This is a genomic window from Intrasporangium sp. (genome assembly GCF_032907665.1).
In the GTDB taxonomy this organism is placed as follows: Bacteria; Actinomycetota; Actinomycetes; order Actinomycetales; family Dermatophilaceae; genus Intrasporangium.
Window position 1 is genome coordinate 65,941 of record NZ_JAJJPG010000003.1, and the last position, 11,822, is coordinate 77,762.

Genomic DNA, 11,822 nt, shown 5'->3' on the forward strand with positions numbered 1-11,822 from the left:
GCTCCCGACCCGGTGGCTCCCGACCCGGTGGCACCCGAGGCGATGGCACCCGAGGCAGCCGGTCCCGGGGTCGTCCCGGCCGGGGAAGGGTACGAGGGCCGGATTGCCGAGGCCGCAGCTGCTGCGCTCGCTCGGGCCCGAGCGGCCGCCCGCACGAAGGGGCTGCGGCCCGGGATGAAGCCCCGGAGGCGGCCACGCGCCGGGGACTCGCAGGAGGCGCGGTCCGGTGCCGGTCGGGACGGTCGTGACCCGGCCCTGCTCGGGGACCAGCTCGACCGCCTCCTCGTCGACCGCGGCTGGTCGCTCGACGTCGCGGTCGGGTCCATCATGGGGCGCTGGTCGGAGATCGTCGGCCCCGACATCGCGGCGCATGTCGAGCCGGTGGCCTTCACGGACGGGGTCCTCACGGTGCGCGCCGACTCGACGGCGTGGGCGACCCAGACGAAGCTCCTCGCGTCGTCGGTCCTGGCCCGGGTCGAGGAGGAGATCGGAGGCGGCGCGGTGACCCAGCTCAAGGTCCTCGGGCCGGGTGCGCCGTCCTGGTCCCGTGGTCGGCACCGCTCCCCTGACTCCCGCGGGCCCCGCGACACCTACGGCTGACCTCGAGTGCTGACCTCCGGGGGCTGACCGGGCCACCCGCCACTAGGGAGAACGCCTGATGTGGGGGCCACGCCCTTACTCGTAGCTTCGACCTGTCTCGAGAGGGAGGTCAGGCATGGGGGACATGGCCAGAGATCGACGTCAGCAGACGACGTGGGAGCTGCTCCCGTTCTGCTGCGCCAGCGCCGCGCTCATGGCGCTCGAGGACGTCACCGGCGCGGCCGGCCGGGCCCCGAAGCGGGTCCGCTCGCCGCGGTGGCGGATCACTGCCGGCCCGGCTGCGCGGTTCCGCGCCCGGTGGAGAGATCGTTGACGCTCACCACTCTGCTGGCCGTGGCCGGTACCGGCCTCGCGGCCGTGTTCCTCCTGCCCCAGCTCCGGCGCCTCGTCGTCGCCGGGGACCCCAGAGGCGTCTCGCCGACCTGGGCGGGCTTCGGAGTGGTGACCAACTCCGCGTGGATCTGCTACTTCACCACTCACCGACTGTGGACACCCGCCGTGGCCCCGGCACTCGCGGTCGTCACCTACGGGGCCCTCATCGCGGTCCTGGCACGGATCGGGTGCGGGCATCGCTGGGCCACGGCGACGGTGGGCTATGCGTGCGTGCTGGCCGCGGTGTTCCTCGCGGCCGGTCCCACTGGCCTGGCCGTTGCTCTCGTGGTCACCCCTGCCATCCAGCTCCTGCCTGAGGTCTCGGCCGTCTACCGCCATGCGGCGCCTGCGGGGGTATCGCCCGCCACCTGGGGTCTGGGGCTGGCAGAGGCCGTGTGCTGGGGGTGGTTCGGCCTGCTCGTCGGCGACGGTGCCCTCGTGGGCTACGGGACCGTGACCAGCGTGGGGTCGGCTGCGATCCTGCTGCGCTGGCGGGTCACCTGCGGGACCCGACAACTGCGCATACCTCCCGGTCGGACGTCAGCGAGGTGGCGGATCGGCGAAACCGACCAAGCCTTCCTTGACCGCCTTCGCAGCCGCTTCGCTCCGGTTCGAGGCCGTCAGCTTGCGCAGGATGTTGGAGACGTGCACGCTGGCCGTCTTCTCGCTGATGTACAACGCTTCCGCGATCTGACGATTGGTCGCCCCCGACGCCACCTGCGCGAGGACCTCCCGCTCTCTCCCGGTCAGCCCGTAGGGCAGGAATGACGTGCGGTGGTCGCCGTCGATGCGGGCGCGCCGCGCCAGGGCCACGACATCATCGAGGAGGGGCTTGGCGCCCAGATGTTGGAGGTACTCGCGCAGCTCCTCGATGACCGGCTCAACCACGGAGCGATCGACCCCGGAGGCGAGTGCGTCCTCGGCCCAGCGGAAGCGGCACCGGGCTGCCCGGTAGGGCATCGAGAGGGCGGTCCAGCAGTCGTCGGCGCGCATCCACGCCGCGGGGTCGCGGCGCCCGTGGAGGCGGGCCAGCTCCGCGTCTCCTTGGGCGGCGAGGCACCCCACCTCACGTTTCCAGCCGTTGGCGGGGCCGGGTCGCGAGATCACCTCCGCCATCCGGCCATGGAAGGCCTCGCCGACCTCCATGGCCTCGTGCACCTGAGCGCTGAGATTCCTCAGGCGTGCCGATCGAGCCAGGTCGGCCGCGGCCCTGAGCCCGACGACGAGACCGTGGCCGATGTAGATCGGCTTCTCCACGTCTCGGTACAGCTCGAGGGCCCCCGCAATGAGCTCGATCGCCCGTGAGGGGTTGCCCTCCGCCACCTCGACCTCGGCCTGATGGACCATGTTGAGGACCCGGCCGGTGACATCCGGTCCCACGTAGCCGACGAGTGACAGCGTCTGTGCCTCGACCAGGGCACGCGCCTCGTCCAGCTGCCCCCGCGCCACCAGGAGCTCCCGGATGCCGATGCGGTCGGCCATCGTCGGGTACTCGCGACGAGCCGTGGCGATGACGGCATCCGCCTCGTCCCATCGTCCGAGCATCTGGAGGGCGTCCGCGGTGTCGACCAGGTGGTCGAGGATCCAGTGCGGCTGCGTGATGCGGAGGGTCTCGATCGTGGACCCGGCCGTGTCGACGAACTCGGCGAGGCGCCCGCCGAAGAACCGATTGGCCTGCATGTTCCACAGACTCCGGGCCTGTTCGTGGGCGTTGCCGGTCTGACGGGCGAGCTCCAGGGCCTCGCCGATCACCGACAGACCACGGTCGAGGTCCTCGAGGATGCAGATCGTCTCTCCGAGGGTGTTCCGCGCGCGCGTCTCCGCTTCCCTGGCTCCGGTCTCGACGGCGACCTCGATGGCCTGCTCGCTGATGTCCCGTGCCTCGCGGTACCGGTTCTCGTACTGGAGGATCAGTGCCAGGCCGGCCAGCACCTCGGCGCGCTCGGGTGACGAGGGCGACTCCGGCACCAGCTCGACTGCCCGCTTCTGGAGGGCGAGTGCGTCTGCGTAGTCGTCGGTGTTGCGGACGTAGCGGGCCAGCCGGTGATGAATCAGCCCTGCCGTGACGGGATCGTCGACCTCGTCGACCTCGTCGAGCGCGGCCCGCGCGGACCAGCAGGCCACGTGGGGATCGCCGGCGAGGAAGGCTGCATCACCGAGCCGTCGCAGCAGCTCAAGATGGCTGAATCCGGCCGCAGCGTCAGGCTCCTCGACCTCGCGCCACAGGTCGAGGGCGGACTGGTATCCGTGCTGTGCCTCAGCGAACGCATACTGCCCCGTCGCCGCCTCGGCTGCCCTCACCCACGCGGTCAGGGCCTCCCGGGAGCGGCCTGCCTCGGCCTGGTGGGACGCCAGGGCACCGGCTGGCACCGGGTCGTCGCCGGCGACCAGGGCATCCGCGTAGGCGGCGTGGTACTCCCGGTGCTCGGCAGGCAGCAGGTCGCCGTGCAGGGCCTCGGCGACCAAGGCGTGCCGGAACCGGCACCCCCGCTCGTCGACGACGAGCAGCTGCGCGCTGATGCCGGCGCGCAGCAGGGCTCGGGTGTCGGCGAGGGTCAGGCCGGCGACCTTGCTGAGCAGACGCTCGTCGATCTCCGTCCCGGCGACCGACGCGATCCGCAGCAGCCGGGTCAGGTCCGCGGACAGTCCATGGGTGCGCCGCAACAGCAGATCCCGCATCCGCTCAGGAGTTCCTACCGCTCCCGACCCTGCCGCGACGAGCTCCTCGATGAGGAAGGGGTTCCCGTCCGCGCGTTGCACCAGCCGCATCGCCTGCTCCCGAGTCATCTCCGGCTCCGCGAGGAGCGCAGCGACGAGGCGCATGCCGTCTTCCGGGGAGAGCGGCTCGAGACCGAGCCAGCGGACGGAGGGGCGTCGCAACCACTCGGCGACGTCGGTTCGCAGCGGGTGGTCGGGAGGCAGGTCGTCGGTGCGGATCGAGCACAGCAGGAGGATCCGCTGGTCACGCAGCAGGGCGATGAGGAAGTCGAGGAGATCCAGGGTCGAGCGGTCAGCCCAGTGCAGGTCCTCGACGACCACGATCAACGGAGCGCTCGCGGCGAGGTCCTCCAACAGTTCGAGGACGGCCTGGAACAGATGGGCCCGGCTGCCCCCTGCGTCGCCCACCACCTGCCGACCCCTGGGGGCGATCGCCTCGAGGACGGGGGGAAGGGTGTCCCGGACGTCGTCGTCGAGGGAGCGGATCATCTCGATCAGTGGCAGGTAGGCGACACCCCGCTCGCCGAGCGGCAGGCAGCCGCCCCACAGGGCGCGCTCGTCAGACCTCGACACGAGTTCGGTCAGCAGACGGGTCTTGCCGATGCCGGCATCACCGGCAACGAGCAGTGCGGTCGCGCTGCTGTCTCGCGCCGCCTCCAGCCCCTGTTGCAGAACTGCCATCTCCCGGTCGCGACCCAGGAGTCCCCCCGACGGCGGGTTCAAGACGATCCCCATTTGACTCTCCAGCGTACGGACCGGCGAAGTGCCGGTCCAGAGGTCGGACCGGACGCAGGTGCTCCCCAATGAGGAATCCTCCCCATGTGGGAGGACCCCCCTTAGCCGTAATTTCGCATGGGTCGGCGTAGGCCGTTCATTCCCTGAGGAGTCCGCGTGGACTCGCTGAGAGGTCGACTCATGTCCAAGACCCGTATGCCGTTGATCGCCGTCCTGGCCTTCTCGGTCCTCATCTCCGGTTCTGCAGCACCGGCGTCTGCCCAGGCTGTCGACACGTTCGAGATCGCCTACGGGGACACCGTCTCCGACGGGGTGCCCGCTCCGGGAGCCGGCAATCTCGAAGCCGGGGGTTCGGTCGACGTCTACACCTTTGCGGCCACCGCTGGGGATGCCGTGATCCTCGACGCTCTCGTCGGCGCCACCGTCTCCTTCCGCTGGCGTCTCGAGGGGCCGGGTGGAGATGTCGTCTTCGACACCGCCTACGTCGACCGGCCGGCGGAGCTGGCTGAGACGGGAACCTACTCATTGACGGTGTACGGCACGTCGCCGACCGTGGTCGGGACCTACTCGTTCCGACTGCTCGCCGTGCCACCCGCCCAGCACTTCGCCATCGCCTTCGGGGACACGGTCTCGGACGGGGTGCCGGATGCGGGAGCGGGCAACATCGAGTCGCCCGGCGCAGTGGACGTGTACTCGTTCGAGGGCCAGGTGGGGCAGACGGTGGTCCTCGATGCGCTCTCGGGCCCGACGAGTGGTCTGCGGTCGATCCTCACGGCTCCGGATGGCACGGAGCTGCTCAATGCCATCTACACCGACCAGCAGGTGCTCCTTCCCGAGACCGGCACGTACACGCTGACGGTGCAGGGTCTGGCCGTGGCCGGTGTGGGCACGTACTCCTTCCAGCTGCTGGCGGTGCCGCCCGACGTGGACGAGTTCGCCATCGCGCTCGGGGACACGGTCTCCGACGGGGTGCCGGGTGCGGGGGCGGGCAACATCGAGTCGCCCGGGGCAGTCGACGTGTACTCGTTCGAGGGCCAGGTGGGGCAGACGGTGGTCCTCGATGCGCTCTCGGGCCCGACGAGTGGCCTGCGGCTGATCCTCACGGCTCCGGATGGCACCGAGCTGCTCAATGTCATCTTCGCCGACCAGGAGGTGGTCCTTCCCGAGACGGGCACCTACACGCTGACGGTGCAGGGTCTGACCGTGACCGGCGTGGGCACGTACTCGTTCCAGCTGCTGGAGCGTCCGACCAACGGCGACCCGGTGGCGGTCGATGACGCGGCGGAGACCGACCACGGCGTGCCGGTCGTCGTCGACGTCCTCGCCAACGACAGTGACCCGGACGGGGACTCCCTCGGTGTCGAAGCCGTGACCCAACCCACGCACGGGACCGCGAGCACCGATGGCACCCACGTCACCTACGACCCGGATCCGGCCTTCTCGGGGTCCGACGCCTTCACCTACACGGTCTCCGACGGGAAGGGGGGGCTGGCGGAGGCCACCGTCTCGGTCACGGTGCACCAGCCGGTCAACAGCCCACCCACCATCGCAGCGGTGCCGGATCAGGAGAGCACCGTGGGCGATGACGTCACGCTGCTGCTGGAGGCCAGCGACCCCGACGGCGACTCGCTCACCTACTCCGCTGACGGGCTCCCTCCCGGCCTCGCGCTCGATGCGGGGTCAGGCGAGGTCACCGGCACCATCGAGGCAGGCGCGGACGCTGCCAGTCCCTACGCGGTCGTGGTCACGGTCACCGACCCAGCGGGTGCCTCCGCGACGGCGGAGTTCTCCTGGGTGGCCCATCCGGCGGACACCGGAGCGGTCGAGGTCGAGGTCGACATCCTGTTGCCGTGCCTCTTCGTCAACGGATTCGGGACCATCCCGGTGCTGGTCCATGGCAACGACCGGATCGACGGGGCACAGATCGATCTCGCCACGGTCGAGCTCGAAGGCATGCCCGTGATGCGCCTGTGGCGCCATTACCTGGCGGTCGTCGATGACGTGAACGGGGACGGGATCGATGACCTGTTCGTGCTGATCCGCGACACCGGAGAGGTCCAGCGAAGTGCCGAGAGTGCCACCCTGACGGGAGCGCTCCGTGACGGCACGACGTTCTCGGGCAGCGACGACGTGTGCACTTCGGGGGAGCACTCGTGACCGTGCGGGTGTCAGCGGACTGGCGCAGGATGGGCCCATGGACCACGCGACCAGGTGCTCGATCATCCCGCCCTACATCCTCGAGGCGCTGGCCCGAAGCGACGAGCCACAGGTCGCCCGGTCGGCACGGGAGGCCCTCGCCCACGACGCGCACTTCCGGCAGTCGCGTCGGTCCGGTGGCACCGTCGTCACGCCCCGGCGCGGCGCCGGAGAGCCGGGGCCGTCCGCGCCCATCGAGACGCCGTCAACGGAGCCCGCCGAGCCCCTTGCTCAGCCCACCGAGCCCGCTGAAGCCCCCGAGCCCGCTTCTCCCGGCGGCCGCGGCCCGAAGCGGACCATCGGCGATGCCAAGGGCCGCCGGACCACCCCGGGGGAGCCGGTTCGCGTGGAGGGCGACCCGGCCACGGGCGATCCCGCAGTGGACGAGGCCTACGACGGGCTGGGCGCGACCTGGGAGCTGTGGTCAGCGGCATACGGCAGGGACTCCCTCGACGGGAAGGGGATGGCGCTCCTCGCGACCGTCCACTACGGCGAGCGCTACGACAACGCCTTCTGGGACGGGACCCAGATGGTGTTCGGTGACGGCGACGGGGTGATCTTCGACCGGTTCACCAAGGCCCTCGACGTCATCGGCCACGAGCTCGCCCACGGGGTCACGGCGCACACGGCCGGCCTGCTCTACCAGGGCCAGCCGGGCGCCATCAACGAGTCGGTCTCCGACGTCTTCGGCGTCCTCGTCAAGCAGCACCTGCTCGGCCAGACGGCGGCCGAGGCCGACTGGCTCGTCGGGGCCGAGCTGCTCCTGCCGACGGTCCAGGGCCGGGCGTTGCGCGACATGCGCAACCCCGGCACGGCCTACGACGACCCCACTCTCGGGACCGACCCGCAGCCGGGTCACATGGACGACTACGTGGAGACGACGAGCGACTTCGGCGGCGTCCACATCAACTCCGGCATTCCCAACCGGGCCTTCGTCCTCGCGGCCCTCGCGATCGGTGGGCCCGCGTGGGCGGACGCGGGTGCGATCTGGCACGCGGCGCTGACCGGCGAGGGGATCCGCGCGGACTGCGACTTCGCGACCTTCGCCGAGCTGACCACCACCGCGGCCGCCGCCCTGCACGGCTACGGCTCCGTGCAGCACTCGGCGGTCCGCGACGCCTGGCGCGAGGTGGGGGTGCAGCCACCGGGGGAGGTCCCCACACCCGGGCACGACCGATCGGCGGAGCGTCACGGTCCCCCGAGCGGGCCGGCCCAGGGCGAGGTCCCCGGGGTCGACGCCGAGGTCCTCATCCGTCGGACGGGCGGTTTCGCGGGCCGGGTGCGCGAGCGACGCGTGAGGATCGGCGAGCTGCCCGAGCGCGACGCCCGGGACTGGCAGCACCTCCTTGCCGCACCGACGCTCCAGCAGATCGCCGCCACGGCGGGAGAGTCCCACCCGGACGCGTTCTGCTACGACGTCGTCTGCGCGCAGGTCCACGTCGACGTCACCGTCCCCGAGCCACACCTGCCCGAGGCGATCCACCAGCTCTTCGAGCGCACCCTCGAGGACGGCTGACCTCCACGGTGCCGTATGCCGCTGGGCTCGCAGGGTGCCCGGTGGCAGGGTGCGTCGCCGCGTCAGTGCGCCGACAGCAGGTATGGGGCGACCGGTTCACCATCGATATCGAGCGGCGCCGTCGGGTCTGTGACGACGGCGCGGGATCCGTCGAGCTCACACCGCTGAAGAGCCACTCCTGCGGAACTCGACGTCACGACCGTCAAGGAGCGGTCGAGGTCAGGAGGCGGGTCGGGGGGATCGAGGACGTCGAGGACGTGGCTGCCGGCCGACTCCTTGCGTGCGCCACGACGTACGCCGTGAAGTCGGCCGTCCGTTCCGCGTCGTCCATCGCGTCTCCCCTGTGATCGCGCGATACCGCTGTGGCAGTCACACCAATCTGAACTCGCGCGTAGCGCGGGAGGTTGTCACGTCCCGGGACGACGTGCCCGAAGGTCAGATCGAGCCGCCCCCGCCGGGCGTCGCGCTCCAACCCCCGAGACTGCGGCCCTCACGCACTGACCCGTCTGGCGGGTCAGTGCGTGAGGGGCGCCGACCAGCGCGTCAGGCGTGCCGACCGCCGGGCGGGCGCCCCCAGCAGGTGGGGGGTAGGCCTAGTGGACGCCACAACTATATGTGCCATCCTGTATGGATGTCATTACGGCACGCAATTTTGGGACTCCTGTCAATCCGCCCGATGAGCGGCTACGAACTGAAGAAGGTCATCGATGCGAGCGTGGGACATTTCTGGTCTGCGGACCAGTCGCAGATCTATCGCACCTTGAACGCCCTCGTCGAGGACGGGATGGCCTCCCGGACCACGGTCGCCCAGGATGACCGTCCGAACCTCCACCTGCACGACATCACTCTGTCGGGGGAAGCGGCGCTCGAGGCCTGGCTCGAGTCTCCTCTCGACCCAGAGGTGACACGGGAGCCGTTCTTGGCCAGGGTGTTCTTTGCAGACCGACTCCCCATACCCGGGATCGTCGCGTTGCTCGAGGCTCGCTGGAACGACGTGAGCCGGACACTCGCGTCGCTGGAGGCCGTCGAAGCGCCCGTCCAGAATCACAGCACCACGCAGATGTTGCGGACGGCCACGCTTGAGAATGGCATCGCCCACGCACGCACGGAGCTCGAGTGGATCGAATCCGTCCTCAGGCGCCTGAATGCGTACACGTCATGATCGACCGCATCAGCGCGCGTCTGGACCGGATCGCCGGACGGTACGCCGCGAAGCCGGCCGTCTCGAGGATGAGCTTCGCTGTCTCGCAGCCTCGAAGGAGGTTCGCCTGGACATTCGGAGCCGCTGAGCAACCCTACTTCATCGCGAGCATCACCAAGCTGTTCACCGTCGCGGTGATCATGCAGTTGCGTCATGAGGGTGCGATCGGTCTCGAGGACCCGGTGGCTGACGTCCTGGGCACGGAGCTGCTGCGAGGGCTCGTCGTGCACGATGGTGTCGACTACGCGTCCGTGATCACGATCCGACAGCTCCTTTCCCAGACCTCCGGGATCCCGGACTACTACGAACAGCACGGTCCGGACGGCAGCCCCCTGGCCGAGCAGATGCTGACCGACGATCGGTTCTGGAGCTTCGAGGAACTTCTGGAGCGAGCACGCGAGCTGCCCAGCCCGTTCACCCCCGACGCCTCTGGCCGGGCGCACTACAGCGACACCAACTACCAGATCCTCGGACGAATCGTCGAGACGTGCACGGGCATGTCCTTCGTCGACAGCGTTCGGCGCCGCATCATGGGTCCTTTCGACCTGCAGCACACGTGGCATCTCACTCGGGAGAATCTCGACCGCTACGACGAGGTCACACCCGTGCTGCGCAGACGACGGAGACTCCAGATCCCAGCCACCCTGGCCTCCGGTCCTTCCGATGGAAGCATCGTCTCGACGACGGCCGACCAGCTGCGGTTTCTCCGAGCCTTCATGAGTGGCGAGCTGTTTCCAAAGACCTATCTCGCAGAGATGACCGAGCAGTGGAAAAGGCTCACCACCGACTTCGGTCCACTGCGCTACGGGACAGGACTCATGCGGTTCACACTCCCGCGCTGGCAGACGCTCCCGGCACGAATGCCCGCCATGGTCGGTCATTCCGGGTCCTTCGGCACGGTGCTCTACCACGCGCCCGACATCGACCTCTACGTCGCCGGCACCGTCAACCAGACCTCCCCACGCCACCTGCCGTACCCACTGCTCGCTCGGATCACGACAACGCTCCAGCCGTAACCGTCCGGACCGGTGAGGGCAGCCGCATGGGCTGGTGGGGAGGACGTGTGAGCGCGGCACTGCCCAGTGGCAGACACACCCGTACGACCAGTGAGTGGGTGGGGTTGCCTCCCCCGGAGACCCTGTCTCGGGGTCAGATCCAGCCGCGACGGGCGGACTGCCAGACGAGCTCGATTCGCGTCCTGCAGTCCGCTCTCGCCATGAGCGCGGCCACGCGCCGCCGGACCGTCCGCACGCTCACTCCCGACCGCGTCGCGATGGCCTTGTCCGGCAGGCCGGCGGCGACGAGCGAGAGCAGGTGTCGCTCGGTCTCGGTGACCGGGCCTGACCGGTTGTGGGCAGCCGGGCCGGCCTCGTCGCTGCAGGCCGGGTGCAGCGGTACTCCGCCCGCCCAGACGTGGTCGAAGAGAGCGAGGAGAGCCTGCAGGAGCGTGCTGTCCTTGATGATGGCCGCAGTCGGCTCGGTCACGCCTGGGTCGACCGGCACGAGGGGACAGATGGCGACGCGGCGATCAGCGATCGCCAAGCGGACCGGCACCTCCTGGACTGCCCTGGCCTGCTCGCCCGCAGCCGTGCTGAGCTCCACGCTGTCGATCATGCCGGGCTCCTCGAGCAGGGCCCGCTCGTAGACGACGCGGTAACGCACGCCCCGGGCGAGCGCGTCCATCTCCTCGGTGTTCTCCGCGGAGGACATCGCCACCTGGCCGGCGCGGCACAGCCACAGCATCTCCGTGGCGGCGTTCTCCTGGAGGGACCGGAGCTGCTGCCGGATGGCGAACCGACCGCGCACGATCTCGATGAGGTCGGCTCCGGTGCTCGTGCGGATGGCGGCGCGGTGTGCCTCGACGAGGTGGATGAGGGACTCACGGGCGAGGTCGAGCTCTCGTTGGTGCGCGCGCAGCCGACGCCCCACGGAGAGCTCCGGTGGCAGCGCGGCGACGACGCGAGTGGGCGGCGGACTGGCGGTGACCAGTCCAGCGCTCACCATCCGGTCGACGAGGTCGTCGCCCTCGTCGACCGTGAGGCCCAGCTCTGCGGAGAGGTCACTGATTCGCAGCTCCCCCCAACGCAGCAGGGTCCGGAGCGCGCACTCCTCGAGCGCGGACACGCCGGCCGCCGCGAGTGTCAGAGGACCCGCAGCGCGCGGGACCGTGACATCAGGTCGCTCAGCTGTCGCATCCATCACGTCTCCCATGCCCCGGCACGGCCACGCACGCCGCGCCGTCACCCCTGCCCCATCCGAGGCGTGGCCCGAGCGTGCCACGGCGGCGGCTGCCCAGACGATTCCTTTTCTCGTATGCCGCTGGGCTTGGGTCACGTGCTCAGCCGGGTCCCGCACATGGCCAGTGGGTGTCATGGCAGGAGCGGGACGGCGCCCGACGCGGGCTGACCAGTGACCTTGCCAGTAGGACGGGGGGATGAGTCCCAACACACACGTGAGACGCCGCGGCGTCGCTGCCGGCGTCGC

8 protein-coding genes are annotated in these 11,822 nt (G+C 70.1%); 6 read left to right on the forward strand and 2 right to left on the reverse strand.

The window, feature by feature from the left end:
- Positions 1–600, forward strand: a 600-nt coding sequence (locus LOY02_RS01010; protein WP_410505898.1) for a DUF721 domain-containing protein, incomplete at its 5' end; no start/stop codon positions are given.
- Between the two features lie 115 nt (positions 601–715).
- The gene (locus tag LOY02_RS01015; protein ID WP_317180447.1) at positions 716–913 is read left to right on the forward strand and encodes a hypothetical protein; all 198 of its coding nucleotides are present in this window, start codon (positions 716–718) and stop codon (positions 911–913) included.
- Positions 914–1,512: 599 nt separating this feature from the next.
- Here LOY02_RS01015 and LOY02_RS01020 read toward each other — a convergent pair.
- Positions 1,513–4,425 (reverse strand): helix-turn-helix transcriptional regulator, encoded by a 2,913-nt coding sequence (locus LOY02_RS01020; RefSeq protein WP_317180448.1) that lies wholly within the window; start codon positions 4,423–4,425, stop codon positions 1,513–1,515.
- Positions 4,426–4,605: 180 nt separating this feature from the next.
- On the opposite strand from LOY02_RS01020, the gene LOY02_RS01025 reads away from it, so the two are divergent.
- From LOY02_RS01025 to LOY02_RS01040, 4 genes are all read left to right on the forward strand, one after another.
- Positions 4,606–6,582, forward strand: coding sequence for a cadherin-like domain-containing protein (locus LOY02_RS01025; RefSeq protein ID WP_317180449.1), 1,977 nt, complete (start codon positions 4,606–4,608; stop codon positions 6,580–6,582).
- Positions 6,583–6,619: 37 nt separating this feature from the next.
- Entirely contained in the window at positions 6,620–8,137 is a 1,518-nt protein-coding gene (locus tag LOY02_RS01030; protein ID WP_317180450.1) for a protealysin inhibitor emfourin, read from the forward strand.
- Between the two features lie 631 nt (positions 8,138–8,768).
- Positions 8,769–9,299 (forward strand): PadR family transcriptional regulator, encoded by a 531-nt coding sequence (locus tag LOY02_RS01035; protein ID WP_317180451.1) that lies wholly within the window; start codon positions 8,769–8,771, stop codon positions 9,297–9,299.
- A complete protein-coding gene (locus LOY02_RS01040; protein ID WP_317180452.1) occupies positions 9,296–10,354 on the forward strand; it encodes a serine hydrolase domain-containing protein in 1,059 nt (352 codons plus the stop codon). Before LOY02_RS01035 ends, LOY02_RS01040 begins: the two co-directional genes overlap by 4 nt.
- Positions 10,355–10,487: 133 nt before the next feature.
- On the opposite strand, the gene LOY02_RS01045 is transcribed toward LOY02_RS01040, so the two are convergent.
- Positions 10,488–11,537, reverse strand: coding sequence for a LuxR C-terminal-related transcriptional regulator (locus tag LOY02_RS01045; protein ID WP_317180453.1), 1,050 nt, complete (start codon positions 11,535–11,537; stop codon positions 10,488–10,490).
- Positions 11,538–11,822: the final 285 nt, after the last annotated feature.

Coding starts and splice junctions, on each gene's coding strand:
- LOY02_RS01015 (WP_317180447.1), top strand. CDS start 716: ATGGGGGACATGGCCAGAGATCGACGTCAGCAGACGACGTGGGAGCTG.
- LOY02_RS01020 (WP_317180448.1), bottom strand. CDS start 4,425: ATGGGGATCGTCTTGAACCCGCCGTCGGGGGGACTCCTGGGTCGCGAC.
- LOY02_RS01025 (WP_317180449.1), top strand. CDS start 4,606: ATGTCCAAGACCCGTATGCCGTTGATCGCCGTCCTGGCCTTCTCGGTC.
- LOY02_RS01030 (WP_317180450.1), top strand. CDS start 6,620: ATGGACCACGCGACCAGGTGCTCGATCATCCCGCCCTACATCCTCGAG.
- LOY02_RS01035 (WP_317180451.1), top strand. CDS start 8,769: ATGTCATTACGGCACGCAATTTTGGGACTCCTGTCAATCCGCCCGATG.
- LOY02_RS01040 (WP_317180452.1), top strand. CDS start 9,296: ATGATCGACCGCATCAGCGCGCGTCTGGACCGGATCGCCGGACGGTAC.
- LOY02_RS01045 (WP_317180453.1), bottom strand. CDS start 11,537: ATGGATGCGACAGCTGAGCGACCTGATGTCACGGTCCCGCGCGCTGCG.